The organism is Metasolibacillus sp. FSL H7-0170 (assembly GCF_038593115.1).
GTDB classification, from domain to species: domain Bacteria; phylum Bacillota; class Bacilli; order Bacillales_A; family Planococcaceae; genus Metasolibacillus; species Metasolibacillus fluoroglycofenilyticus.
Genome location: NZ_CP151964.1, coordinates 1,199,515 through 1,226,461 on the forward strand (window position 1 = coordinate 1,199,515; position 26,947 = coordinate 1,226,461).

The window sequence follows — 26,947 nt, forward strand, 5'->3', positions numbered from 1 at the left end:
TTCGCCAAGGCATAATTGTTATGATACTATTTTAATATGTATTTCGTAAAGAGGAAAGGTGAGTGTTATGCATCCATTATTCGTGCAATATTGCGCTTATTTCAATGGCAATGAAGATTACTTTGAATGCCATGAAGTGTTAGAGGAATACTGGAAGGAAATTGCACCAGGCGATAGACAGCATATTCTTGTAGGCTTCGTCCAACTAGCAACAGGCTTATATCATTGGCGTCGTGGCAATACAAATGGGGCATTGCGCACATTGCAAAAGGCAAAAAAATGCCTGCAAAGCAATTCACCTTTTTTTGACATGGTAAATCAAGCTGATGTCTTACAGAAGCTTTCAAAGTCAATTTATGCAATTCAAGCAGGCGAGACTTTTCAAGCATTTCAACTAACAATTATAAATGAACAATTCGCTCAGCTAGTTAAGGTGCAAATCGCTCAGTTAGAGCCAGTTCCCCTCACGTTTTTACGTGATAAACATAAGCTACGCGACCGCTCCGATATCGTTGCAGAGCGCTTGGAGAAGCTGAGCGCTAAACATAAAATGAAAGCAAACGGGGCTGTCCAAAAAGCCGTGCATAGCCGTCATTTTGGACAGTAGCGATGATTTTTCGTAAAATGTTGACTCCTAAAAATAGAAAACGCCTCTTTTAAAAATGTGATGAACATTGGCTTTAGCAGTGTATTCCTTCAGTAAAAGGGAAGTGATGGAAACATTTATTTCCATGCCGGGGGAAAAACAGGGCGACCAAAAAGCCGTGCATAGCTGGCTTTTTGGTCGCTGTCTGTGGTGCTCCTTCTAAGTGTTCGTCGATTAAAATAACAGGAGGGTTCTTTGAAGATGGGAGAAGTGCTGTGTCTAGCAGGTTTTCCTCCGAATGAAAGTGAAATTTTCACTGCATCGCAAGAAAAAGCTACCTTTTTCGACAGCCCTTATTCACACCCTCTCTGTCATTATTCCTCATCTAATAAATGGCGTTGCAAAAATGGCGCAGTTTCATCATTATACTGCAAGCTATCATAACAGCCTAAAGCACGCAATTCATCAAGCATCTCAGCAGTAATTCCTTCACCGTGATAAGAAGGGATAATGGAAATATGCTGAATTGTAGCTATCCCATTTTCTACAGCTACACCAATTGTACCAACAAATTCATCGTCCTGTTTCCATAAATAAAGCTGCCAATCTGGCGTCTGCTCATAATGCTGAACAATTTCCATTAATTGCTTTGAATCTTTGCAGTTCGGCATTAACGAAATTAAACCCATTGCAATTTTTTCAAACGCTTTTTTATATTTTACTAACATTTTTATATTTCCTCATTTTCTGCTATACGAAACGATTATGCTCATTAACTAAAGAAAAGTGGAATGATTACAAAAATATAAATCAAACCCCAAAATAGTATAAATGATACTAATCCAATTAATAGTTTCCACTTTGATATTCTCAACGACTACTCACCCTTTTTCAATACTAACGGGAGATCGTTTTGCACAATATTATCATAGCTTTCACGTTGAATCGCTAGCTGGTGTTCACCCGCCTCTACAAAAACAACGGCTGGACGCGGCACACGGTTATAGTTTGAAGCCATTGAAAAACCGTAGGCACCTGTACAAAACATAGCTAAAATATCACCAGACTCCGCCTTTTGTAGTGCAGCATCGACCATCAATTTATCCCCAGATTCACAAAGTTTCCCAGCCACTGTATAAGTGCTGCTTTTCGGCGCATTTGCTTTATTTGCAATAACGGCCTCATACTTCGCGTCGTATAGTGCTGGGCGAATATTATCGCTCATGCCACCATCTACCGCGATATATTCACGAATATTTGGCACTGTTTTTTGTGAACCAACCGTATAAAGTGATGTTCCTGCATCACCGACAAGCGAGCGACCTGGCTCAATCCAAATCTCCGGCATCGCTAATTTTAACGCAGCTGCCTCTGCTTGTACAGTGTCAATCATTTCAGCTACATAAATATGTGGCGCAAGTGGCTTATCTTCCTCAGTATAACGAATGCCAAAGCCTCCGCCCAAATTTAATACCGTGCATTCAAAGCCATGCTGCTCTTTCCATTCACCAATTTTTTTCATTAGCTTGCCAGCAGCCAGGCTAAAGCCATCTGTTTCAAAAATTTGTGAGCCTATATGACAATGTAAGCCTAGAAGCTGTAAAAACTTGTGCTCACGTACTTCTTCAAAGGCGCGGTCTGCTTGCCCATTATTCAAATCAAAGCCAAATTTCGAGTCGGATTGACCTGTCGTAATAAAGTCATGCGTATGTGCTTCTACACCTGGCGTTACACGTAATAAAATGCGCATCGGCTGCTGCTTTACCTCTGAAATTTCTTTGAGCAAGCTAATTTCATAAAAATTATCGACAACGATGCAACCAATTTTCGTATCAAATGCAAGTTCTAACTCTGTATACGATTTATTATTGCCATGGAAATGAATGCGTTCTGCTGGGAATCCAGCTTTAATGGCAGTATATAATTCACCACCTGATACAACGTCCAACGATAAATTCTCCTGTGCCGCTAGCTGATATGCCGCAATGCAAGAAAACGCTTTTGAAGCATAGGCGACCTCCGCCTTGATACCTAATTGCTTAAATGTATCAATAAAGCCTCTAGCACGCTCACGAATTAGTGCCGTATCATAAACGAATAGCGGTGTCCCGTATTCCTTTGCTAACGTTACTGTATCTACGCCACCAATCGTTAAATGCCCATCACTTGAAATGTCCTGTGTCCCATATAAATGCACTCTGCTCTCCTCCATTACCGCTCAAAAATAGTATATGAGAACTTTACCATAGGAGGGAACAAAAGTGCAATGTACATTATGCTCGTTTTCGCTGCTGTGCACCAACAATATACGGTCTAAGCGCATCATCAGACATTGGAAAACGAATAAAAACACGCATAAAGGCCTTTGGGAAAAAGGGAATGAGTGGCCACATATATGGTACTTTCATCGGACGCAATGCACATAAATACGAAAATATAATAAATAGTGCAATAAAAAACCCATTAGCCTCAAACAATGCTGTCATAATGAGTAAAAAAATACGGAAAACTTTAATTGAAATACTTAACTCATAATTCGGTATGGCGAATGTGAAAATTGCAGCAATCGCTGTATATAATACTACCTCGCTTGAAAAAAGCCCTACATCAATTGCAATTTGTCCAATAACAATTCCCGCAATTAACCCCATTGCGGTCGAAAGAGGCGTCGGTGTATGAATGGCCGCAATACGCAAATATTCAATTCCAAAATCTGCAATTAAAATTTGCAAAAACAGCGGTACTTCAGATGGCTCCGATATACCTAAAAAGGAAAGTGTCTCAGGTAATAAATGACTTTCCTTCGCAAATAAATACCACATTGGAAGTAATACTAAGCTGAGCAATGCTGCAAAGTAACGTAGAAGCCGCATCATCGAGCCAATTAGCGGTGCTTGTCGATATTCCTCTGCATGTTGTAAGAAATGGAACATCGTCACTGGCATCAACATAACAGAAGGTGATGTATCAACAACAATCGCAATATGCCCTTCTAATACATGCGCTGCCACAATATCCGGTCGCTCCGAATAACGGACGAATGGTAACGGATGAAATTTTTGCTTAAACAGCCACTCCTCTAAAGATTTATCCGCCATCGTTAAACCATCATGCTCGATTAATTGAAAGCGTTCCCGTAACCAGTGAAGATGTTCTTCATTTACTAAATCCTTCATATAGCAGAGCGCAACATCGGTTTTTCCTAGCTTAGAAATTTGTGAAAGCTCAAAGCGCAAATCTCCACTTCGAATTCTGCGTCGAATCAATCCTGTATTTTGCATAATATTTTCCGCAAAGCCGTCCCGCGACCCACGAATGACCTTCTCGTTATCAGGCTCCTCTGGATTGCGCCCCGGATAATTACGAAACTCTGCACAATAACAATAACCATGTGATGTTACTAGACCAACTCGACCGCTTAATACTCCTAGCAAAAAGTCCTCAAGTGTTTCTACAGGCTCTTTTCCATGATGGTTAAAATGCGCATCGAAATATGCGGGCTCATCCTCAATATGCTCCCGCTCCTCAAATTGCAATTCCGCTAGTAAATTTGATAATGTTTCACTATCAACTAGCCCGGAAATATAAACTGAGAGCACTTCCATATTTCGTACAAAAATCGGCTTTATACAAACATCAAACGATTCGCCCTCCCCTAAAACCTCCTTTAAATGTTGCTGTGCCTGCTCTAAAGATGTAAAAAGCTGATTCGTCATTTTTTCACTGCCTTTTTCGTAGTTGTCACGTCCATCCATTGCTTCAGCTGTGCTAATATTTTTTTCTCTAAACGTGATACTTGCACTTGCGAAATGCCAAGACGCTCTGCTATTTCAGTTTGTGTTAAATCTGCAAAATAGCGTAAATAAATAATCGATTGCTCTCGTTTATCTAACTTTGTAAGCATTTCCTTCAGCGGAATATACTCAAACGGAAGCTGCGACTTTTCGTCATACATTTGGTCCATTAATGTAATGGAGTCCCCATCATTTTCAAATAGCTGCTCATGTAAAGAGGCTGGGTCACGCATCGCATCCGCTGCAATTAAAATGTCATCCTGCGTCACACCTAAGCGCTCTGCTAGTTCCGAAATGGAGGGCGGCTTTTCATTCGTCTTCATATATTCCTCTGTCGCATGGCGAATTTTATAATTTAATTCACGAATGGAACGACTAACCTTTACCATACCATCATCGCGTAAAAAGCGTTGAATTTCGCCAATAATCATTGGCACTGCATATGTGGAAAACTTTACTTCATAGGATAAATCGAATTTATCAATAGATTTCATTAAGCCAATACAGCCAATTTGAAATAAATCCTCTAGTTCAACACCTCGCGAGGAAAAACGTTGCACAATCGACCAAACAAGTCGTGTATTACCTTCAATCATCCGCTTTCTCGCTTCAATATCCCCTTGCTGCGAGCGTTCAATTAATGCTCGCATCTCCGCCTGCGTCAACAACACTTCTGAAGACTGTTCGATTGTCCCCACCCCTTTACATGACTGACGCATGTGCTGATGATATTTTTTTTGTAAAAACGACGCTTGTCCCCTCGCCTACAACAGACTGCACAACAAGTTCGTCCGCGAAGCTTTCCATAATTGTAAAGCCCATGCCGGAACGCTCCAAAGCCGCCTTTGTCGTAAATAAAGGTTCCATCGCCTGCGCAACATCACTAATTCCTTTACCATAATCTTGAATGCTCACTTGCACGGTATCACCTGTCAATGTTGCCCGCACTGTGACAACACTTTTTCCATCCTCCTCGTAGCCATGAATAATCGCATTCGAAACAGCTTCTGAAATAATGGTTTTTAATTCAGACAGCTCGTCTACCGTCGGATCAAGCTGTGCAATAAAGCTCATAATTGCCATTCTTGCTAAACTTTCATTCTCACTTTTTGCAATAAATGATAATGTCATTTCGTTATCCATGAACAATCCCCCTTATATGTGAAATCGCTGCCTGTTCATCTGCATGCATAATATATGGCGCAAGTCCAGAAAATTGGAATATTTTCTGCATTGTCGATGAAGGGTTTAAAATGATAATTTGACCACCCACGATGCTAAGCTCCCGCATTCTTCCCAATATTAGGCCAACACCTGAGCTATCCATAAATTGCAGACCAGCCAAATTCCAAATGAGTGTTGTCACATGTCCCTGCAGTATCGTTCTCGAAATTTGAGCCCGCACCTTTTCAGTTTCATGATGACCAAGCTCTCCGTATAATCGAATAATGGCAATCTGCTCCGGGTACACCGTAATTTCATAATTCATAATACTCGCCTCCTCGTCTAATCGCTAATTCTACGACGAGCAACTTTTCCCTTCACATCTGACAAAACTAGTGCCACTTCGCTAAAACTAGTGCCTATACGTCAAAGTATGGGAAAGCTGCATGATTTTTAAACATTAAATTTGATTTTTATCACATATAAAAGAGCTTTTTTAGAGAGCTTTTCAATCTTTGATGTTTTCTTTATTTTTAGGGGGTTATGTTACTAGGGTTATTCCACGTTTGCATATAAAAAGCCTATAAAATCGGATTTGCTCCGATTTTATAGGCTAGATTATCTACTATTTTGTAATAATCGCTTCAATCAACTTTGGGGCAGCGACTGGCTCCTGTGTCAAATGAATATGCGCATAAATTTTTTCGATGACATCGTCGATTTGCTCACGGTTTGCGTGGATTGTCACAAGTGATTCGCCCGCTTCTACATAATCACTAACTTTTTTGCGTAGCACTAATCCTACTGCTAAATCGATTTCCGATTCCTTTGTTGCACGCCCTGCGCCAAGTAGCATCGCTGCTGTGCCAATATCATCTGCTTCGATTTTTGCTACGTAGCCTGCTTCCTTCGCCACAAGCTCCGTTACATAAGCAGCCTTTGGGAGCTGCGCTGGTTCATCAACAACAGTGGCATCTCCACCCTGTGCTGTGATAAATTTTTTCAATACTTCAAGTGCTGCGCCATTTGCCACAACTTCCTCCAGCATTGCACGCGCTTCCTTGATTGTTGCTGCTTTACCACCAAGCACGACCATTTGCGAGCCAAGCGTATAACAAAGCTCGTTCAAATCTGCTGGTCCATGCCCTTTTAGCGTATCAATTGCCTCTTGAATTTCAAGCGCATTGCCAATAGCATATCCAAGCGGCTGGCTCATATCTGAAATAATGGCCATCGTATTACGACCAACATTGTTGCCGATACGTACCATCGCTTCAGCAAGCATTTTCGCATCATCGGCTGTTTTCATAAAAGCACCATCACCTGTTTTTACATCAAGTACGATGGCATCTGCACCTGCTGCGATTTTTTTCGACATAATCGAGCTTGCAATTAATGGAATGCTTGATACCGTTGCTGTTACATCACGCAATGCGTAAAGCTTTTTATCAGCAGGTGTTAAATTGCCACTTTGCCCAATAACAGCCATCTTAATATCATTTACTTGCTGCGCAAATTGTTCATTCGTTAGCTCAACATGAAAGCCAGCAATCGCCTCTAATTTATCAATTGTACCACCTGTATGTCCTAAGCCTCGACCACTCATTTTAGCAACAGGAACACCTACAGCAGCTACCATCGCTGCTAATGGCAATGTCGTCGTATCCCCTACGCCACCTGTCGAATGCTTGTCTACTTTAATGCCATCGATTTCTGTTAGCTTGATTTGTTCGCCAGACTCAACCATTGCCATCGTTAAATCAGCTAATTCATGATCAGCCATTCCTTGGAAATAAATCGCCATTAACAATGCACTCGCCTGATAGTCTGGTACGTCACCATTCGTATAGCCGTTAATGAAAAAACGAATTTCTTCTGTCGTTAATGTTTGACCATCCCGTTTTTTCTCTATAATATCTACCATTCTCATTAGTCAAGCCCCCCTATTTCAATCGTTGCAAAAAACTTGTGCCAAATTCAGGTGTAGCGATTTTAAAATTGTCAGCAATTGTTGCTGCAATATCTGCAAATGTTTCGCGTAATGGTAGCTCTGCCCCACCATTAAAGCGCGGTGAATAAACGATTAAAGGTACGTATTCACGCGTGTGGTCTGTGCCTGGGAATGTTGGGTCATTGCCGTGGTCGGCTGTAATAAGCAATAAATCATCTTCACCTAATTTAGATAATACCTCCGGCAAGCGACGGTCGAATTCCTCTAGTGCCTCACCATAACCGATTGGGTCGCGACGATGACCAAAATTGGCATCGAAATCGACTAAATTTAAAAAGCTCATACCGTGGAAATCACGCTGTGCTACTTCTACCATTTTATCCATGCCATCTGTGTTATTTTTCGTACGAATTGACTCTGTCACACCATCGCCGTTGAAAATATCAGAAATTTTGCCAATTGCAATGACATCCAATCCTGCATCCTTCATTTCCGCCATCGTTGTGCGACCAAACGGTGTCAATGCGTAGTCGTGTCGATTAGCCGTACGTGTAAAGTTACCTGGTTGACCAACAAACGGACGTGCAATGACACGCCCTACTAAATATTCAGGCTGCAATGTTAATTCGCGAGCAATTTCACAAATTTTATAAAGCTCCTCTAAAGGGATTATTTCCTCGTGTGCTGCAATTTGTAACACAGGGTCAGCAGATGTATAGACGATTATTGCGCCTGTTTCCATATGCTCTTGTCCAAAGTCGTCAATGACCGCCGTACCACTCGCAGGCTTGTTACACAATACTTTACGTCCTATACGCGCCTCTAATTGTGCAATTAACTCCTGTGGAAAGCCGTCTGGGTACACTTTAAATGGCTTGTCAATGTTAAGCCCCATGATTTCCCAATGACCAGTCATTGTATCTTTCCCTACGGACGCCTCTTGCATCATGCCATAATATGCTTTCGGCTCGTCTACCTTCGCAATACCTTGTAGCTCCCGAATATTTGATAAGCCTAAACTTTCCATCGTAGGCATCTTTAAACCATTCATTTCTTCTGCAATATGACCTAAAGTATTTGAACCAACATCGCCAAATTTATGTGCATCCGGTGCTTCCCCGATGCCTACTGAATCCATTACAATTACATGTATCTTTTTAAACGCTTTCATTAATTGCACGACCTCCTTCTTACTATTATATATTTTACCAAAAATAATTTAAAAATAAAGGTCAGACATCCGACTGTGTGAAATTTTTTAATTTTCCAAGCTATTTCACTTAGAGTTATAGGCAATTACGCCCGAGGATGAAATTGCTTATATACTTCTGATAATCTTGTTTTGCTCACATGTGTGTAAATTTGTGTTGTCGAAATATCTGAATGACCTAACATTTCCTGCACCGCCCGTAAATCTGCTCCATTTTCAATTAAATGTGTTGCAAAGGAATGGCGCAGCACATGCGGCGTAATTTCATGTTGAATATTTGCCTGCCGTGCATGCTCTTTCAATAGCTTCCAGCAGCCTTGTCTAGTTAATCTTTTCCCTCTACGATTAATAAATAACGCGTCAGTTTTTGGATATTTGCCCTGTAGCTCATAACGTGCTCGCCCTAAATAATTTTCACAAGCAGCAATCGCACCGCGACCGAGTGGAATAATTCTTTCCTTCCCGCCTTTACCAAATACACGCACAAAGCCCATCGTTAAATGAATATCGGTAATATCAAGCTCAATGAGCTCACTAATGCGCATCCCTGTTGCATATAACAGCTCTAACATGGCGACATCGCGAACTCCCTGTGCCTTTGAAAGGTCTGGGGCCGCAATCAGTGCATCAATCTCTTGTGTTGAGAGAACTTTTGGTAGCTTTTGCTCCAATTGTGGCATTTCAAGATGCACAGTTGGGTCAGTTGTCGTTACTTTTTCCCTTAATAAAAATTGATGAAACGACCTGATTGATGAAATATGACGCGCAATTGTACGCGGTGTTTTACCTGCTGCACGCAGCGCCTCTAAATGCAATAAAATAATTGCACGCGTTACTTCGTTGAAGGATGGTAGCTGCTGTGCCTGAATAAATGCAGCATAGCTTGCTAAATCTCGCTCATATGAGACGAGCGTATTGTCAGATAATTGACGCTCTACGCGAATGAAATGAATATAATCTGCAATCGCATCTTGAAATACATTCGTCATTAAATCCCTCCTAAAATTTAGGTAGAAATGAAAAAGGGCTGTCAGGAAAGGCAAAACCTTTTCCAACACCCTCCGCTTCTATAATCAATTATGCCCCGGCTAGTTTTAGTCCAAAATCCCCTAAAATCTATATCATTCGCCTGAGGTTGGTTACTCAGTCGTTACTACAGGACATGGTGTTCTAAGACTGAGTTCCTCTTTGTCAGCAGGTGTCCTGCCACACACTGAAAAAAGTTAAACATTTACTTCTGTGCAAAAAGCTGTCTTAAAATAACTTTTTAGACAGCTTTCTTTCTACTCACTTGAATCTTCATTGTCTTGGCATCGCCAACAAATACCATGAAATGTTAGTCGATGATCTTTAATGATAAAATTCCATCGTTTTTCTACTACTGCTTCTACATCTTCTAATAAGTCTTCTTGAATTTCATCAACTGCACCACATTCAATACAAACTAAATGATGGTGAAAATGTGCTGCTCCTTCTTGTCTCAGGTCATAACGAGATACACCGTCACCAAAATTGATTTTATCAACAATTTTTAGCTCAGTTAATAATTCTAACGTACGGTATACAGTCGCTAAGCCTATTTCAGGAGCTTTTTCCTTTACTAGCAAAAAAACATCTTCTGCGCTTAAATGATCTTCTTCATGTTCAAGCAGAACGGCCACTGTCGCTTCACGCTGTGGCGTCAACTTATAGCTAGCACTATGCAGTTGTTTTTTAATACGATCAATACGGCTCTCCATGTGACGCCCTCCTAAACTCCTCTTATTATACCAAATGAGTAAAACGACTGACAAGTTAATGATGCTTTATCTAAATAATTCATTTGCTATCAGTATAAAATGACCTTTCAGCCCATGGATTGTTAGCTTCATCAATCGAGTTTTTTTACAGGCTGTTATTCCCAATATGGCGACTCTAGCTTTGATATGGAAATCTTATAGCCTGCAATCTATTTAAACACATACGATATAACAAGCATTTCTAATAATGCAAGTATGCAAAATAATAGTATAATTGCTAGCATTCGTCTATATGTCGCAGTACCTTTTTTCGCAAAACGCATCGGTCTTTTCGTCGAAATACCTAAACAAATCATTAATAGTAAAATACAATAAATGAACTGAAAAGGAAACCACCATATACCGTATGCAAGTAAAGATTTTTGTTGCGTCAATAAATACATGGAGCTAAACCCTAGAAACGTCGCTCGTAACGCAATTAACCATTTTGCCACAAATGCGCAAAAAGGATGTGTTGCAAATAATAGTACAACCGCAATTGCGAAACCCACTGGTAATATCGTTTGCATGACGCTAGGTGCCTCTTCTTGCAATATACGCCCGTCCATTAGCTGAATGAGTGCAATTGCTTGCTCTAAGCTAAATATATAAAAACAAGCAACCCCACTTAAAAAACCAACGACAATCATACTTGTTAATTGTATTATAATGCTTGTCCGCAAATTTCAGCCTCCTTTACAACCAACTTATGCTAGTCCAAGGCTGATATGCAAATATGTTAAAATCGTTTTCTATGCATTATTTTTGATTTTTTAACCACATTACAGCATAGGCGGTTTTCGCATCATAAATAGCGCCACTCGTCATCATTTCCTCTGCTTCCTCTAACGTTACTTCCATTAATTCCACAAATTCATCATCATCAAGAGCAGCCTTTTCCTTTAATGGAATAAGCTTACGTGCTACAAATAAATGAATTATCTCATCCGCAAAGCCAGGCGAGGTTGCGAATGTTTGTAAATATGTAAGTTCCCCGCATGTGTAGCCCGTTTCTTCTTCAAGCTCTCTCTTCGCTGTCACTTCCGGCTTTTCCCCTGGTTCTAGCTTACCAGCAGGAATTTCTATAATTGAGCGCTCTAATGCCTTGCGATATTGCTCAACAACTAATAATTTGCCCGCATCCGTCAGCGCAATAATTGCGACTGCCCCAGGATGATTCACCACTTCCCTTTTTGCTATCTCACCATTTGGTAACAGCACATCATCTACTTTCAGCGAAATCACTCGCCCTTTAAAAATAGGCTGTGATAAAACTGTTTTTTCTTCAAATTTATTCAAATTGATTCGCCCCACTTGTCGCACAAGATAAATCCATTGTAACATTATATATAGAAAGGTGTGTATTCCATGAAAAAAAGAATTGTGGGAACGAGTAATATTGAAATTTCTGAGCTTAGCTTAGGCTGTATGTCCTTGCCAGCAAATATCGGTGAAGCCCAGCCTATTATAGAGGCGGCACTTGATGCAGGCATCAATTATTTTGATACAGCAGATTTATATTTGCAAGGCGAAAATGAGCGCATTGTTGGCGAAATTTTAAAGCCTCATCGCCGTAACGTCATTCTCGCTACGAAAGTTGGCAATCGTTTTGAAAAAGGGCAAGAGGGCTGGTCATGGGACGCTTCCGCAAGCTATATAAAAAGTGCTGTAAAAGATAGCTTAAAGCGGCTACAAACAGACTATATTGATATTTATCAGCTACATGGTGGAACAATAACAGATGATTTAGATGCAGTGATTGATACATTTGAAGAATTAAAGAAAGAAGGCTTCATTCGTGCTTATGGTATTTCCTCGATTCGACCAAATGTCTTTATGCCATTCGCCGAAAAAGGGTATGCACTTAGTAATATGATGCAATATAGCCTGCTTGATCGAAGGGCAGAAGAATGGTTTTCAGCGCTTACAGCAAGCGGCATTTCTGTTGTTACACGCGGCTCTATTGCCAAAGGCCTATTAACAAAAGAGTGGCGCTCTCGCTTGCAAGATTATATGAGTTATTCACAACAGGAGCTTGCAACACTACTAGCAGATTTAGAAGCTAGGTATGGTTCATTACATAGCTTAGCACTAGCTTTTAACTTACAGCATAAAGCCATCGCTTCAACCGTTATTGGAGCAAGCACAAAGCAACAATTGCTGGAAAATATCGCTGCTTACTATGCAATAAAAGATTTACCTGCAATTGATGGGATAACAGAACAGATAAAGAAGGATATTTACACAGAGCATCGATGAAAAAATATATTTTCCTTCTAGTTGCTGCGCTCGTCATCGTTGCATTGTCATCCAATATGAGCTATCAGCAACAAACAATTGTACCTGAGCTTCGCGTGTTATTAGCGAATAAGCCCTTTGAAGAAACGCTAAGTCTATTTAAAATTCCTTATTGGGGCACTATTATTTCCGTGGAATCAAGAGGTTATTTTTATTTTGTAGAATTTTTAATTCGAAAAGCCACACATTTTATTGGCTTCGGTATTGTTGGAGTTATTCTTTATTTACTTTATCGCAAGCTTACATGGTTCTTCCCCGCTATGATGGCAGTGGCGACGGTATTTTTAATCGCCTCACTCGACGAACTTAGACAAGCCTTTTCTCCTGGACGTACAGGTGTCTTTTCAGATGTTTTGCTCGATAGCTTTGGTGCATTATTTTTCGTCGTTATAACGGCTATTATTGTACGCCTCTTAAAAAAATAAGGAGAGGAGCGTCCCAAAAGCAGTACTTCTCCTGCTTTTGGGACGTTTCGTTTGTCTTTAATAAAAAAGTAGGTAACTCATTTTAAAATAAAATAATGAAAACCCATTTTTCGCTGTAACAAAGAATAACTCAACTTTTTAAATGCCCCCGCTCCGCCTTTTATTTAATATTTCGAGCCTTTATCGCCGTACTGCTCTAGCAGCTCCTCAAAGCTCATATTTTTCTCACGTTGCTTGCGCTCAAAAGCAAGCCTTGCTTGACGCTCTTCCTCAGCAGCCTGCTCTTTATCTACAAGCGCCTGCTTCGTTGCCTTTAGCTTTGCAAGCACATCGCCACCTAGCTGCTCCTGCAATGTCGGTGCTTTTTCTTGCTCAAGCCTCGGCTGTGCTGCCTGCTTTTGACCAAATTTCTTTTTAGCCATTTTTTTCACCTACCGTTGTACAATCGTCGCAACACCTTGCCCGCCACCGATACATAATGTAGCAAGTCCGAGTGTAACATCTCGTTTTTGCATTTCATGTAATAATGTTACTAATATACGCGCACCACTTGCACCAATTGGATGCCCCAATGCGATTGCGCCCCCATTCACATTGAGTTTATCATGGTCAAATTGCAGCTCGCGGTCAACAGCAATTGCCTGTGCTGCAAAAGCTTCATTCGCTTCAATCAAATCCATGTCTGGCAATGATTTATTAGCTTTCGCTAACGCCTTTTGCACCGCTTTAATTGGGCCTGTGCCCATCACTTGTGGGTCAACCCCTACGCTCGCATTAGAAATAATTGTTGCCATCGGCGTTAAACCTAGCTCAAGCGCGCGCTTCTTAGACATTAATACGAGTGCAGCCGCACCGTCATTAATACCCGATGCATTACCTGCTGTAACCGAGCCTTCCTTTTTAAATGCTGGGCGGAGCGCTGCAAGCTTTTCCACTGTCGAGTTAGCTTTAACATATTCATCCTGTGCGAAAACAATCGGCTCACCTTTACGCTGTGGTATTTCTACAGGCACAATTTCAGCCTCAAATTTGCCAGCAGCAATCGCCTGTGCAGCTCTCGCCTGTGAACGCGCTGCAAAAGCATCCTGCTCCCCGCGTGTAATTTCGTATTTATCACATAAGTTTTCTGCGGTAATTCCCATATGGTAATCATTTTGTGCACACCATAGTCCATCATGAATCATCGTATCAACAATCTTCTGGTCGCCCATATGGAAGCCTTCACGTGCATTTTTCAAAACATATGGTGCTTGGCTCATATTTTCAAAGCCACCCGCAACAACGATTTCCGCATCCCCAAGCGCGATTGCTTGCGCTGCTAAATGCACTGCCTTTAGCCCTGAGCCACACACTTTATTAATCGTCATTGCTGGCACTGCATAAGGCAAACCAGCCTTTAACGCAGCCTGACGCGCTGGGTTTTGCCCAAGCCCCGCTGCAAGAACATTGCCCATTATAACCTCATCCACGAATTGCGGCTCAATATTCGCTCGCTTAATCGCTTCCTTTATAACAATACTCCCCAACTGCTGTGCCTGTATATCCTTTAAAGTCCCCTGAAAAGCTCCAATCGCCGTTCGCACAGCACTTACAATTACTACTTCATTTGTCATCACATTTCCCCCTTAAATTCATCAGACCTTTTGTTTGCACATAATTATTTTACCAAATTCCCTCTCAAATTTATATGCGAAACATAGGGGTTTAAAAATAGAGGGCACAAGCAAATCTGAAGTATTTGCGAATTTCTTTGACTATCTGCGTTTTTTTAATTAGGGCTTATTTGTATTTCCCTTTACTTTAATAAAATACTTTCTTCCTCTGTTGCAAATTTATAAGTTCATCCTTAAATTCTGAAAACCCTCTGCGAATCGCAGCTATAAGCAAATCTTCTTTCATAAAGTGAACCTTCAATCAGTGGGGGTTTTCTTCATCCCCCACTGATTGGTAGTTTCACCAATCGGGTTTTTACAGGCTGTTGGATCCCCCACTTAAACATCTTGATTTTATCTGTTGTTTTGAAGTGGGGGGCTTACAGCCTGTTAATACGGGATAAAATTCTCACGTGGCAAAACAATCATCCTATCCTCTCTTTCTTGTATTATTCCCCCAATTACAACAAATAACTATATTTTATCTGCATTTTTAATTAGTAATTTCAGCAATAAAAAAAGATGCCCGCTTATTTTACAGACATCTTCTCTCTTACTTATTTAGTTTGAATTTTATTCATCTGTGCCATCATTTGACGAACTTGCTTTTCAGACGGTGTACGTCCCATTTGAGCCATCATAACACGAATCATTTGTTCATTTATCGGTGGATTTTCTTTCAAGTACTTCATCATATATTGACGCGCAAGGAAGAAGCCCAATGCAACCCCAGCAATTAAAGCAACAATAATTCCAAGAATCCATGCCCATGTCATCGTTAAACCTACCTCCTCCATTACCTATCTCACGAGAAAACTCTCCACAAAGCATTATACACTACTTTATTTGCGCTTTCTATTGTTATTTCTCTTGATTTCTATCACAAGTATATTCTAAATACTCCTATATTGCATTATGAAAAATAAATACAAATGAGGCTGTCCAAAAAGCCGTGCATAGCCGGCATTTTGGACAGTAGCAATGATGTTTCACAAAATGTTGGTTCATATAAATAGAAAGCGCCTCTTTTAAAAATGGGATGAACATTGGCTTTAGCGGTGTTAGCTTTCAGTAAAAGTGAAGCGATGAAAACATTGATTTCAATGCGGTGGCAAAACAAAATGTACTTTTCGGATAGCCCCTTAAATAGGTCTCATCTCACCTCAGCCTCCAGACCTAGAAAAAGATACATTTACAGGTCGTTATGCAAAAAACAAACTTCCTTTAACATAAAGGTATCAACAAAAGGAGGTCAACAAAATGAAAAAATTTCTTTACTTTATCGGAGGCTCCATTGCTTTTCTAATTGCCTTAGCGTTACTTGGACCAATGCTCGGCTTACTATTCTCAGGACTACTTGTGGCAGCAGGTTTACACTACTACACAAAATGTACATCGGTATTTGGAAAAATTATGAGTGCGACAGTTGCATTAGTAGGTGTCCTTAGCGCTGCATCAAACATCCCAGCATTTATCGGATTAATTGCGATTATTGCACTTTATTATATCGCTAAAAATTGGAAAAAAGAAGCAAATGTTGTGGAAGCAAGTGATGACCCATTCAATAACTTTGAAAAAGAATGGGCAAAAATCTCTAAATAATAAGAAGGAGCGGATTTATAATGACAAACTTATTCACACGTTTTAAACATCAATTACAGGCAGATTTACATGATTTCTTTGATAAAAAGGAGCGCAAAAATCCAATCGCCCTTTTAAATCAATATATCCGTGAGGCAGAGCAGCAAACCGAGCAAACAGGTAAATTATTAGCGCGTCAAGGGCAACTAAAACAAGAGCTAGAAGCACAATTAAAAGAAGCAGAAACAATGCTAGCAAAACGTGAGCAACAATTAAACCTTGCTATCTTGAGCAACGAGAACGACTTAATCGCCTTTGCACAAGGTGAAGTGGAAGCATACACAGCGCGTAAAGTTGGGTTACTTTCTAGCATCGATGCATGCACAACTGAATACTTTGAATTAGAGCGTAAGTTTGAAACAATGAAACATAAAATTAAAGATATGAAGGTGCGTCAGTTGCAATTAATGGGCAAAGAAAATGTTGTACGAGCACACCATCAAATGGATAAAGTTCTTAACACTCAAGATGCAGGCAGCTTCGAGGAACTATCTAGCTATTTTGATGATATCGCAGCAAAAATTGACCATAAATATGAAGTAACAACATTTGAATCACGACTCGCAAAGCTGGAGAAAGAACAAAAAGCAATTGCAGCTAACGAACAACAGCAAAATCATGCTATAGTAGAATAGCCATAGTCGGAGAGGGTACACATCCTCTCCCTTTTATCTTGATTCAACAGATGTTTGTACATCTGTTGAATCAAGATAAAAGAGTTTACATTTTGAAAGGAGACCACTTCTATGAAACGGCTAACAACCGATCAATTTACTTATTTTCTTCTAGGTTTATTATTAATCATGCTAATTGAGCTTTCGCTATTTCATAATGGAGCGGTTTTTGTACTATTTTTCGGTATAATCTCTCTGTATTTTGGCATGAAAAAACAGCGCAAATTTTTACTATGGACAGGTGCATTATTTATTATTATCGCTCTTTTCACATTATGGAGCTTAAAGCTTTATTTCATTGTTCTCATTGGTTATTTGCTTTATAAACAGCTTACAAAAGAGGAGGTAACTGTAGAAATAACAAATCAAGGCTGGACTTCCTCTACAACTAAAAATCAATTAATTGGAGCAACGAATGGAGCTTTAGAACCGTATAAATGGGAGGACATACTGCTAAAGCGTTTTATTGGCGATATTGTTGTCGATGCGACACAGACGATACTTCCAGCGGGCAAATCAGTTATTACAATTCAGCAGGCTATCGGTAAAGTTCATATAATTGTACCTTATGAAGTCTCGCTTCGCCTGCACTATACGACATTTTATGGGCAAGCTTGTTGCTTGCATGAGCCTCCTAAACAGTTAATAAACGAAACCCTAAAATTTGAGGATGGTCAGCCCGATGAAAAACGCCTCCTCGTAATCAATGTTTCAACATGGTTTGGCGATGTGGAGGTGACGCGTGCATGATTGGATTTATTTTTCGTATTATTGTACTTTTCACCCTTTTATCATCAACAACCTTTAGTTTTTTAGTTTTTATTTTAGGTGAGCCTACAGAGGAAAAATGGCGCTTCTTTATCGATGAGAAGCTTGGCGAGTTACCCCTTGTTTTCACGATTGTAAGTGCCATATTTACAATTTCGTTTTTTATTAGTCTATGGATGTCCGTCTTAACAAAAACACGTGAAATTTCCACGACACGCACAATTAATAAATTAATTGACCCAGAATTTAAGCCGCTAAAAAAACGCGGCATCTCACGCCCAATGAAAAAGGCAATCAATGAGGCAGGAGCTTTAATCGAATCTCAGCGCGCAGCATTACAGCGTTTATCAAATGAAAAAGCCGAAACAAACGATAAAATTGTGCAGGAAAGATTAATTGAAGAGCGCCAGCGTTTAGCACGTGAGCTGCACGACTCTGTATCGCAGCAGCTTTTCGCAGCCTCTATGCTGCTCTCTGCTTTAACTGAACAAGAAGAAAATCCGCAATCCAAGCTACAGATTGGGCAAATTGAAAAAATTGTCCAACAAACACAGCTTGAGATGCGTGCACTTCTTTTACATCTGCGCCCTATCGCATTGCGCAACAAAACATTGGCAGAAGGGCTAAACGATTTAATTCAAGAATTACAGCAAAAGGTGTACTTTCATATAGATTATAAATTAGAAGAAATTGAGCTTACAAAAGCAGAGGAAGACCATCTATTCCGCATTGCACAGGAGGCACTTTCCAACACATTGCGCCATGCGAAAGCAACGGAAGTCGAGCTATTATTTGTAGCAAGAGATGATTATGCGATTTTACGTATTCAAGATAACGGTATTGGCTTTGATAACCAATCCGGTAAAAGTACCTCATATGGCTTAAATAATATTGCAGAGCGCGCAGTTGAAATTGGCTGCCTATATAAAATTGTTTCCGTTCCAAATGAAGGGACAATTGTCGAAGTAAAAGTTCCGAGAAAGAAAGGTGAACAGCTTGATTAAAGTATTACTTGTAGATGACCATGAAATGGTGCGTATCGGTGTAGCAGCCTATTTATCTGCGCAGCCTGATATCGAAGTTATTGGCGAGGCAGAAAACGGCTTAGATGCAATCGAAAAAGCATTATCTTTACGACCCGACTTAATTTTAATGGATAATGTAATGCCTGTTATGACAGGCGCAGAAGCAACAGAAAAAATTTTACAACAATGGCCTGCTGCCAAGGTCATGATGGTAACAAGTTTTTTAGACGATGACAAAGTATATCCTGCCCTTGAAGCAGGCGCTGTAAGCTATATTTTGAAAACATCAAATGCCAAGCAAATCGCAGACGCTATTCGCAAAACGATAAATGGCGAAACGGTTTTAGAACCTGAAGTGACGACAAAAATGATTTCAAGAATGCGCGGTGGCACTGCTATCCCATTACATGAAAGCTTAACTGAGCGCGAAATGGAAGTCCTTCTTTTAATGGCACAAGGCAAGGCAAACCAAGAAATCGCAGATGAACTTTTTATCGCATTAAAAACAGTGAAAACACATGTTAGCAATATTTTAAGTAAACTCGACGTACAAGACCGTACACAAGCAGTCGTTTACGCCTTCCAAAATGGGCTAGCAAAATAAGAAGACTGCATTTATATAATTTATAAACTAACTAAATAGAACCCCCGAACTATCACGAATCACTAAAAAGTTAGCGTTTCATTAGATGGTTCGGGGTTTTTTGTGTGGCTATCTAATCCTTACCATAGCTACTTACTCAATTTAAAGTTGAAAAGAAGTAGCTGTAAATTTAGTACTCTCAACAATTTATAAAATGTAGCTATTTATAGTGATTATCTCAACAAAATAGAAAGAAGGTGTCTAAAAAGCAATGCAATCGCATGCTTTCAGACACCTTCTTTTATGCAAAGCTTATAGTGCTTTTACTTTATTGACTACATTCTCAACTGTGAAGCCGAATTTTTCGATTACTAGGTCACCAGGTGCTGATGCGCCGAATGTGTCGATACCTAATACATCACCGTCTAGGCCAACATATTTATACCAGCTTTGTGTAGCTCCCATTTCAATTGCCAAACGCTTTGTAACAGCCCTTGGTAATACAGTTTCTCTATATGCTGCATCCTGTTGATCAAATGCAAATGTTGATGGCATTGATACAACTGATACGTCAATACCATCAGCAAGTAAAGCTTTTTGCGCATCCACTGCTAAAGCAACCTCAGAGCCTGCAGCAATTAAAATTGCATCTGGCGTTGCTTTTGTTGCTGATGAAATTACATAACCACCACGAGCTACACCTTCAGCTGCTAACTCCGCTGTTGTGTCTAACACTGGTAAGTTTTGACGTGATAATACTAAAGCAGTTGGTGTACTCGGTGATAATATTGCTTGCTTCCATGCCTCTGCCGACTCATTTGCATCTGCTGGACGAATCACATTTAAGTTTGGCATTGCGCGTAATGATGCTAAATGTTCAATTGGCTCATGTGTTGGACCATCTTCACCAACAGCAATTGAATCATGTGTAAAGACGTATGTTACGGGTAAGCCCATTAATGCAGATAGACGCACCGCCGGACGAACATAGTCGGAGAAGACGAAGAATGTCGCACCGAATACATTTAACCCACCGTGTAATGCCATACCATTTAATGCTGCACCCATTGCAAACTCGCGTACGCCAAACCAAATATTGCGACCTGCATAGTTTTCTGCTGAGAAATCGCCTGCGCCTTTAATTGTCGTTTTATTTGAGCTTGCTAAGTCAGCACTACCTCCGAAGAATGATGGTAATTTTTTCGCTAAAGCGTTAATTACATCACCTGAAGATGAGCGTGTTGCGACAGACTTACCTGCTTCATATACTGGTACTTCCGCTGCAAAGTCTGCTGGTAAATCGCCTTCCATAGCATTTTCAAATTCCGCAGCTAACTCTGGATATGCAGTTCGGTAAGCCTCGAATTGTTCGTTCCAAGCATTTTCCGCTGCAACACCTTGACGTTCTGCTGCTTCTTTAAATGTTTCATATACTTCTTGTGGGATGCTGAATGGCTCGTGCTCCCAACCGTAATGCGTTTTTGTTAATACTACCTCATCTGCTCCAAGAGGTGCACCATGCGAATCTGATTTACCTGATTTATTCGGTGAACCATAGCCGATGACAGTTTTCACTTCGATTAATGTTGGCTTGCCTTTTAGTTGCTTCGCCTCTTCGATTTTAGCACTTAAATCCGCTACATCGTTCCCATCATCAACGCGTAAATAGTTCCAACCATATGATTCAAAGCGCTTTTGAACGTTTTCAGAGAATGACATGCCTAGCTCGCCATCTAGTGAAATATCATTACTGTCGTAAAGCACAATTAATTTTTCTAATTGCAGATGACCTGCTAATGAAATTGCTTCTGCAGCTACACCTTCCATTAAATCGCCATCACCACATAGAGCATATGTGTAATGATCTACAATTTTATGCCCATCTTTATTATATTTAGCCGCAAGATGCGCCTCAGCCATCGCCATACCGACAGTCATGGCGATACCTTGTCCAAGAGGTCCTGTTGTTGCTTCAACACCAGCAGTATGACCGTACTCTGGGTGACCAGGCGTTAATGAATCCCATTGACGGAAGTTTTTAATTTCTTCCATTGGTAAATCATAGCCTCCTAAATGTAATAAGCTATAAAGTAGCATAGAGCCATGACCAGCAGATAACACAAAACGATCACGGTTATACCAATTTGGATTTTGTGGGTTATGGCGTAAATGCTTTGTCCATAGCGTATAAGCCATTGGAGCTGCCCCCATTGGTAAACCAGGGTGGCCAGAATTTGCTTTTTCAATTGCATCAATTGACAATGTACGGATTGCATTAATTGCAAGTTGATCCGGAGTTTGAGTCATTTTTGACATCCTTTCTCGTGCTATATAGTCTACCTTTATAGTGTAGTCAAGAATGTTAAAGAAAACAATGGTTAGCAGGTGTTTTCTTTGAAATTCCACATACTAAATGCTAAATGTGTCACATTGTATAAAATTGTGTAAATTTAGTTTAGAAAGCCCTTCTGTCTTTTTATATCTTTTAGTTTTTCTGGCGTTACATCATTGCCTTCCGGATCTACTATTTTCACATGCTCAATCGTATCGCGCATCGTTGCGCGGAATGTGTCTAAGTATTCTTTACGAAGTGCTGTACGTTCTTTCGCTTCCGCCTCTGTCAGCGTACCTTCCTTCGCTTTTTTTGCTAGTGCATTAATTCGAGCTAATTTTTGTTTGGATAACATATTTTTCTCACCTTTCTAAAACTCCATAATACAAAGGTATGAGAAAAAAACGTAAAGCGCAAGTGATTTATCTTGTACTTTACGTTTTGAATAGACTGCTTACATACTACTCTCTTTTTGATATTCTACAAAGCGGCGGTGAACTGTTGCTTTGCTAATATTGAATCCTAAGCCTCTTAATGTAGTGGCAATTTCTTCAAAGGTAAAGCCCTTCGCCCGCAACTTTAAAATTTCTTCGATAGGCACGTCAATTCGCTCGCGCCCCTCTGGATTGCCACGGTTTTTCAAATTGTATTCTGGACGATATCCGTTATTTACTGCGCGTCGCATTCCGCGTCGTATTTTAGCATTGTGCAGCTTGCGCTGATACTCCTCTACTATTGCTAAAATTTCTAAAAGCATTGTATCCATCTCATTTAATGCTAGTGGACCAGCATCATTTAAAGATATGACCGAGATACCCTGCTTTTGTAAAAGATGTAACACTGCTACGCGTGCATTGCCTCGTCCTAATCGTGTTTCATCTTGGACGAACAAAGTTGTCATATTATTTTCCTTCATATAATCTAACATATCTAACAAGCCATCTCTTTCCACATCGAAGCCGCTCTGTTGGTCCTCAAATATTTCAACTATATGAAAATGCAAGCTGCTTGCATATGCTTTTAGCTCTTCTTTTTGCCTTGCAAGAGATGTATATTGGGTTGATTTCTCGGTGCTTACCCTCACATATATGACCGCAGTTTGTGTAACCATTAATTGTTATTCGCCACTTCACGCGAATGGCTATCCTCTGTCATTTGCTTGGCAATAATAGAGCGTTTTTCAATTGGCACTAGCAACTGTTGTCCAATCACTATTTTTTCGTCAGAAAGGTAATTTGATTTTTTCACAAAGCCAATCCATTGCTCCGTTGACATTTTACCTCGGTACTGTTCGGCTAAAGACCAAAGCGTATCCCCATGTTCAATGATTATTTCTTCATATTGTTCAATATCCTCATCAGTAATAACTAACACTGAAATGACAAATACCGTAAATGCTACAAAAACTGCAATATAACTATTTTTTTTCAACCAATTCATAGTAACGCCTCCTGAAATAGAATGTTCGTTCGGAATGTATGTTCTCATATTAAAACGAACAAACGTTTTTGTCAACAATTATTTTCGAACTAATGTTTGCATTTATTTTTCTCTTTTGTTATACTGAAAATAAGAAAATTTGTTCTATCAATTACGCCTCGGCGTAATTACATTCAGTTTTTTGAAGCGCCTTCAAACTCGTTTTAAAAATCTGTGATTATCGTCGGAGGCTTATCTTTGTTTAGCGAGCAACTTTACATATGCTGAACAAGGTCCAATATAGCGTCCCTCCCATCATCTATGAATGGTGAGAGTAGTTTACTAAAACAAGATAAAAGAGGTGAATGAGTTGACAAAAGTATCAAAACGCCAAGAAGCAATTTTAGCTTTTATTAAAGAAGAAGTTAAAACAAAAGGTTATCCACCGTCAGTTCGTGAAATCGGTGAAGCGGTTGGTTTAGCATCTAGTTCTACTGTACATGGCCATTTAGCTCGTTTAGAAAGCAAGGGACTTATTCGTCGAGACCCAACAAAGCCACGCGCTATTGAAATTTTAGACAACAATAATGATAGTGAGATAGAACAACAAGGTGTTATCCATGTTCCTTTGATTGGCAAAGTAACGGCAGGACTTCCTATTTCAGCCATCGAGAATATCGAGGAATACTTTCCTCTTCCAAACTCATATGGCACTTCTGAGGATCAGCTATTTATGTTAGAAATTATGGGAGAATCAATGATTGAAGCTGGAATTTTAGATGGAGACTATGTAATTGTTAAGCAAAAATCAACTGCAAACAATGGTGAAATTGTCGTTGCGATGACAGAAGATGATGAGGCAACAGTAAAGCGTTTTTATAAAGAAAAAACACATTTTCGTTTACAGCCTGAAAACTCTTCAATGGACCCTATTTTAGTAAATCAAGTAACGATTTTAGGGCAGGTTGTCGGTCTATATCGTAAAATACAATAATACAAAAACTGAGCACCGGATTTTTGGGACAGCTCAGTTTTTTACTTTGAATATACTATTCATTTTTTAAAAGCTAGCATGATTTTCACATCATTAATTGTGGAGAAAAACGAGGAATATTATTGGAAATTTTCGTGATGTCCTATGAGGTTCATTCATATGTAAAAGCATGCTAGCGGGGTATTAGTGCTATTTTACATCCGCTTTGAAAAATTGTGAATGTTTATAAATGACGTATAATTTTCGTAAAAAGCCGTATTTTGATGATTTCCAGCGTTGTTTGCAACAAAATTATGCTTTTTATATAAGAAATCTCAGAAAATTGCCTGCCTATAAATACCTGTTATTTGACACTTCATCTATTTTTCTTTTGTTTCATACGTGTAACTAAAAAACCGCCTTTAAACGACTTCGGCTCATATGACATAATAAAGGCATTTGGCTCAAATCGCTCGACAATTTGAAACAGTTCGTGCTCACGATTACGCTTCGTTAAAATTTCATATTTATAGCGCTCACTATCGCGTCCTTCGCCCTTGTAAATTGTAACTGCAAAACCTTCATTCCTTAAAAACTCCACTAGTTCATTGTTTTTATTTTGCGTATTAATCGCAGCAAAAACATAGCCTACTGCTAATTTCCGCTCAATCATCGTACCTAAAAAAATACCTAGCCCAAAGCCAACTGCATAAACAACCATCGCTAATACGCTCTGAGTTCCACTGAATACGAGGGACAAACCAAACACATAAATCAGTACTTCAACCATACCTATAATTGATGCTAAAACCGTAATATTTTTTACTAAAAAGATTGTACGAAGCGTTAATAAAGGCACATAAATAAGTTGTAAAATAATAATTAATAAAATATTATTCATACGCAGGACCTTTCATAATCTTTTATAATGGTATTTTTCTGCTATCGTATAACTATATAATAGTACTCGATTATCAAGTTATTATTTCACGTTTAATCAATTACGCCTTGACGTAATTGTGTCCAGATTCTTTCAAGCTATTTGGTGGAAGTTAACCTGAAACCGTCACGTCCTGTGACAACGGTTAACTGATTTGCATCATGCAAGCCTCCCTTCAAAATCTGTGACATCCGGATGTTGGTCACTCAGTCATTATCGCAAGATGCGATGTTCTTAGACTGAGTTCCTCTTTATCAGCAAGTGTTTGAAAACCCGCTGAAATCGGTCTAATGCTTGCATTTATTTTGCCACCTATAGAGATGGAAGACTTCTGCTTAAAGAGGTTAAATGGATTGGATCGAGTAATTTTTCAGCTTCGTCCACACTTAATAAACCTTTTTCAACAACAATCTGTTTTACCGTTGTTTTTTTGCTTTGCGCTTCCGCTACTATTTCATTAGCAATTTCGTAACTAAATTGTTTTGAAATTGCGACCGATAGAGCGTAGGTGCTTTCCGCGCGAAGCTGATTAATTTCTTTTTTCACTTGAACTCCTGCTACACACTTCTCTCGAAACACTGGAATGCTTGCTATTAACAATGAAAATTGCTCAAACAGATTTTTCATAATAATGGCTTCCCAAATATTCAATTCAAGCTCGCCTCTATCTGCCGCAAATGTAATTGCCTGATCTTTGCCATAAATATCAAAGCAAACTTGCATCATCATTTCAGGAATACATGGATTGATTTTTCCAGGCATAATAGATGAACCCGATTGAACTGCTGGAAGCTCAATTTCACCTAATCCCGCTATTGGTCCCGAAGAGAGTATTCTAAAATCACTTGCCATTTTGGAAAGTCCTGTACATAACCCCTTTAAGCAGCTAGAAATTCTAACATACTCGTCCGCGTGCTGTAGACCATCAAAATAATTTTCTACTTTTCGCACTGTCAGCCCTGTTACATCATATAAATTTCGATACATCCCCTCGACATAGTCTGTCGAAGCACCTAAGCCCGTACCTACTGCTGTTGCCCCAATAACAAGCTGTAAGCAACCTTCCTGTAACCTCTTCAACTCATTTATTTGTCTGGCAATAAATGAACGGTATGCGCTAAATTGCTGACCAAATGTAATCGGCAATGCGTCTTGTAAACACGTTCTGGAAACTTTAACGAGCAGTTGAAATTCATCTTCCTTGTGCTGAAGGGTTTTCTCAAACTGCGTTAAACAGTTAATTAAATCCTGCATATAAAAAAAGCATGCTAGCTTCATCGCACTTGGTAGCACATCATTTGTAGATTGAGACATATTGACATGTTCATTTGGATGCACATGCGTATAGCCCTTATTTCCTGTTATAATTTCATTAGCGCGATTGGCGAGCACTTCGTTGACATTCATATTAATTGAAAGACCCCCGCCACCTTGATAAATATCTACTGGAAATTGATTTTTAAACTTTCCATCAATCATTTCATCCGCCGCAGTAATAATCGCATCTTTAAGAGAAGCAGCGAGCTCTCCAACTTCGAAATTGGAAAGCGCCGCTGCTTTTTTAATGTATGCTAATGATTTCATTAAATAAGGATAACCTTCGATTGTTTTTCCTGAAATAGGAAAATTAATTATTGACCGCATCGTTTGAATACCGTAATATACATCAGAGCTAAGCTTCATTTCACCTAGGAAATCTTTTTCTATTCTCATCTCGTATCCCGTTCCTTCGTT

The 26,947-nt window shown here is 39.6% G+C and carries 30 protein-coding genes; 9 read left to right on the plus strand and 21 right to left on the minus strand.

Translation table 11 applies throughout. From position 1 onward, the window contains the following. Positions 1-67 precede the first annotated feature (67 nt). On the plus strand, positions 68-607 hold the full coding sequence (locus MHH70_RS05740) for a DUF309 domain-containing protein (protein ID WP_342473169.1): 540 nt from the start codon (positions 68-70) through the stop codon (positions 605-607). Positions 608-960: 353 nt separating this feature from the next. On the opposite strand, the gene MHH70_RS05745 is transcribed toward MHH70_RS05740, so the two are convergent. The 12 genes from MHH70_RS05745 to MHH70_RS05800 all read right to left on the minus strand — a co-directional run bounded on the left by MHH70_RS05745 (position 961) and on the right by MHH70_RS05800 (position 11,782). Then, positions 961-1,314, minus strand: coding sequence for a GNAT family N-acetyltransferase (locus tag MHH70_RS05745; RefSeq protein ID WP_107942364.1), 354 nt, complete (start codon positions 1,312-1,314; stop codon positions 961-963). A gap of 149 nt (positions 1,315-1,463) precedes the next feature. Then, positions 1,464-2,783, minus strand: coding sequence for a diaminopimelate decarboxylase (gene lysA, locus MHH70_RS05750; protein ID WP_342472786.1), 1,320 nt, complete (start codon positions 2,781-2,783; stop codon positions 1,464-1,466). Between the two features lie 76 nt (positions 2,784-2,859). After that, entirely contained in the window at positions 2,860-4,302 is a 1,443-nt protein-coding gene (locus MHH70_RS05755; protein WP_107942362.1) for a spore germination protein, read from the minus strand. After that, a complete protein-coding gene (locus tag MHH70_RS05760) occupies positions 4,299-5,078 on the minus strand; it encodes a SigF/SigG family RNA polymerase sporulation sigma factor (protein WP_154098246.1) in 780 nt (259 codons plus the stop codon). Before MHH70_RS05760 ends, MHH70_RS05755 begins: the two co-directional genes overlap by 4 nt. A 4-nt stretch (positions 5,079-5,082) precedes the next feature. Continuing rightward, positions 5,083-5,523, minus strand: coding sequence for an anti-sigma F factor (spoIIAB, locus tag MHH70_RS05765; protein WP_066171071.1), 441 nt, complete (start codon positions 5,521-5,523; stop codon positions 5,083-5,085). Next, positions 5,516-5,869: an anti-sigma factor antagonist gene (locus MHH70_RS05770; protein ID WP_107942360.1), complete on the minus strand. Its 354-nt coding sequence runs from the start codon at positions 5,867-5,869 to the stop codon at positions 5,516-5,518. Before MHH70_RS05770 ends, spoIIAB begins: the two co-directional genes overlap by 8 nt. A gap of 300 nt (positions 5,870-6,169) precedes the next feature. After that, positions 6,170-7,474: a pyrimidine-nucleoside phosphorylase gene (locus tag MHH70_RS05775; RefSeq protein ID WP_342472787.1), complete on the minus strand. Its 1,305-nt coding sequence runs from the start codon at positions 7,472-7,474 to the stop codon at positions 6,170-6,172. Positions 7,475-7,487: 13 nt separating this feature from the next. Then, positions 7,488-8,666, minus strand: a complete 1,179-nt coding sequence (gene deoB, locus MHH70_RS05780; RefSeq protein ID WP_342472788.1) for a phosphopentomutase — start codon at positions 8,664-8,666, stop codon at positions 7,488-7,490. 125 nt (positions 8,667-8,791) lie between these two features. Then, the gene (gene xerD / locus MHH70_RS05785; protein WP_066171083.1) at positions 8,792-9,694 is read right to left on the minus strand and encodes a site-specific tyrosine recombinase XerD; all 903 of its coding nucleotides are present in this window, start codon (positions 9,692-9,694) and stop codon (positions 8,792-8,794) included. 294 nt (positions 9,695-9,988) lie between these two features. Continuing rightward, positions 9,989-10,444: a Fur family transcriptional regulator gene (locus MHH70_RS05790; RefSeq protein WP_066171088.1), complete on the minus strand. Its 456-nt coding sequence runs from the start codon at positions 10,442-10,444 to the stop codon at positions 9,989-9,991. A 209-nt stretch (positions 10,445-10,653) separates the two neighbouring features. Then, positions 10,654-11,166, minus strand: a complete 513-nt coding sequence (locus tag MHH70_RS05795; RefSeq protein WP_107942358.1) for a hypothetical protein — start codon at positions 11,164-11,166, stop codon at positions 10,654-10,656. A gap of 76 nt (positions 11,167-11,242) precedes the next feature. Next, the gene (locus tag MHH70_RS05800) at positions 11,243-11,782 is read right to left on the minus strand and encodes an NUDIX hydrolase (RefSeq protein ID WP_342472789.1); all 540 of its coding nucleotides are present in this window, start codon (positions 11,780-11,782) and stop codon (positions 11,243-11,245) included. 69 nt (positions 11,783-11,851) lie between these two features. Between MHH70_RS05800 and MHH70_RS05805 the strand changes: the two genes are divergently transcribed. Next, the gene (locus tag MHH70_RS05805; RefSeq protein ID WP_342472790.1) at positions 11,852-12,742 is read left to right on the plus strand and encodes an aldo/keto reductase; all 891 of its coding nucleotides are present in this window, start codon (positions 11,852-11,854) and stop codon (positions 12,740-12,742) included. Beyond that, positions 12,739-13,206, plus strand: coding sequence for a VanZ family protein (locus tag MHH70_RS05810; protein WP_066171100.1), 468 nt, complete (start codon positions 12,739-12,741; stop codon positions 13,204-13,206). The genes MHH70_RS05805 and MHH70_RS05810 overlap by 4 nt, the downstream gene beginning before the upstream one ends. A 164-nt stretch (positions 13,207-13,370) precedes the next feature. Here MHH70_RS05810 and MHH70_RS05815 read toward each other — a convergent pair whose 3' ends face one another. The 3 genes from MHH70_RS05815 to MHH70_RS05825 all read right to left on the minus strand — a co-directional run bounded on the left by MHH70_RS05815 (position 13,371) and on the right by MHH70_RS05825 (position 15,634). Continuing rightward, positions 13,371-13,628, minus strand: coding sequence for a YqkE family protein (locus MHH70_RS05815; protein WP_066171103.1), 258 nt, complete (start codon positions 13,626-13,628; stop codon positions 13,371-13,373). A 9-nt stretch (positions 13,629-13,637) separates the two neighbouring features. Then, positions 13,638-14,819, minus strand: a complete 1,182-nt coding sequence (locus MHH70_RS05820) for an acetyl-CoA C-acetyltransferase (protein ID WP_342472791.1) — start codon at positions 14,817-14,819, stop codon at positions 13,638-13,640. A gap of 596 nt (positions 14,820-15,415) precedes the next feature. After that, a complete protein-coding gene (locus MHH70_RS05825) occupies positions 15,416-15,634 on the minus strand; it encodes a YneF family protein (RefSeq protein ID WP_066171109.1) in 219 nt (72 codons plus the stop codon). A 484-nt stretch (positions 15,635-16,118) separates the two neighbouring features. Between MHH70_RS05825 and MHH70_RS05830 the strand changes: the two genes are divergently transcribed. The 5 genes from MHH70_RS05830 (at position 16,119) to MHH70_RS05850 (ending at position 19,570) form a co-directional block, all read left to right on the plus strand. Beyond that, on the plus strand, positions 16,119-16,460 hold the full coding sequence (locus tag MHH70_RS05830; RefSeq protein ID WP_066171112.1) for an ABC transporter permease: 342 nt from the start codon (positions 16,119-16,121) through the stop codon (positions 16,458-16,460). Between the two features lie 20 nt (positions 16,461-16,480). Then, positions 16,481-17,134: a PspA/IM30 family protein gene (locus MHH70_RS05835; protein ID WP_107942354.1), complete on the plus strand. Its 654-nt coding sequence runs from the start codon at positions 16,481-16,483 to the stop codon at positions 17,132-17,134. Between the two features lie 111 nt (positions 17,135-17,245). Beyond that, a complete protein-coding gene (gene liaF, locus MHH70_RS05840; RefSeq protein ID WP_342472792.1) occupies positions 17,246-17,923 on the plus strand; it encodes a cell wall-active antibiotics response protein LiaF in 678 nt (225 codons plus the stop codon). After that, on the plus strand, positions 17,920-18,945 hold the full coding sequence (locus MHH70_RS05845) for a sensor histidine kinase (RefSeq protein WP_107942353.1): 1,026 nt from the start codon (positions 17,920-17,922) through the stop codon (positions 18,943-18,945). Before liaF ends, MHH70_RS05845 begins: the two co-directional genes overlap by 4 nt. Next, positions 18,938-19,570, plus strand: coding sequence for a response regulator transcription factor (locus MHH70_RS05850; protein WP_107942352.1), 633 nt, complete (start codon positions 18,938-18,940; stop codon positions 19,568-19,570). Before MHH70_RS05845 ends, MHH70_RS05850 begins: the two co-directional genes overlap by 8 nt. Positions 19,571-19,861: 291 nt before the next feature. Here MHH70_RS05850 and tkt read toward each other — a convergent pair whose 3' ends face one another. The 4 genes from tkt to MHH70_RS05870 all read right to left on the minus strand — a co-directional run bounded on the left by tkt (position 19,862) and on the right by MHH70_RS05870 (position 23,321). Continuing rightward, complete coding sequence (gene tkt, locus MHH70_RS05855; RefSeq protein ID WP_342472793.1) at positions 19,862-21,856, minus strand: transketolase; 1,995 nt, start codon at positions 21,854-21,856, stop codon at positions 19,862-19,864. A gap of 143 nt (positions 21,857-21,999) precedes the next feature. Further along, positions 22,000-22,236: a DUF896 domain-containing protein gene (locus tag MHH70_RS05860; RefSeq protein ID WP_066171129.1), complete on the minus strand. Its 237-nt coding sequence runs from the start codon at positions 22,234-22,236 to the stop codon at positions 22,000-22,002. 99 nt (positions 22,237-22,335) lie between these two features. After that, positions 22,336-22,992: a recombinase family protein gene (locus tag MHH70_RS05865; protein ID WP_066171130.1), complete on the minus strand. Its 657-nt coding sequence runs from the start codon at positions 22,990-22,992 to the stop codon at positions 22,336-22,338. Beyond that, on the minus strand, positions 22,992-23,321 hold the full coding sequence (locus MHH70_RS05870) for a LysM peptidoglycan-binding domain-containing protein (RefSeq protein ID WP_107942350.1): 330 nt from the start codon (positions 23,319-23,321) through the stop codon (positions 22,992-22,994). Before MHH70_RS05870 ends, MHH70_RS05865 begins: the two co-directional genes overlap by 1 nt. 349 nt (positions 23,322-23,670) lie before the next feature. Between MHH70_RS05870 and lexA the strand changes: the two genes are divergently transcribed. Beyond that, a complete protein-coding gene (gene lexA / locus MHH70_RS05875; RefSeq protein WP_066171139.1) occupies positions 23,671-24,294 on the plus strand; it encodes a transcriptional repressor LexA in 624 nt (207 codons plus the stop codon). A gap of 355 nt (positions 24,295-24,649) precedes the next feature. Here the strand turns inward: lexA and MHH70_RS05880 are convergent, their stop codons facing one another. Both MHH70_RS05880 and MHH70_RS05885 read right to left on the minus strand, forming a co-directional pair. Then, positions 24,650-25,174 carry a DUF2179 domain-containing protein gene (locus MHH70_RS05880; RefSeq protein ID WP_342472794.1) on the minus strand — a complete coding sequence of 175 codons (525 nt, stop codon included), beginning with the start codon at positions 25,172-25,174 and terminating at the stop codon, positions 24,650-24,652. A 351-nt stretch (positions 25,175-25,525) separates the two neighbouring features. Continuing rightward, entirely contained in the window at positions 25,526-26,926 is a 1,401-nt protein-coding gene (locus MHH70_RS05885) for an aspartate ammonia-lyase (RefSeq protein ID WP_342472795.1), read from the minus strand. Positions 26,927-26,947 lie beyond the last annotated feature (21 nt).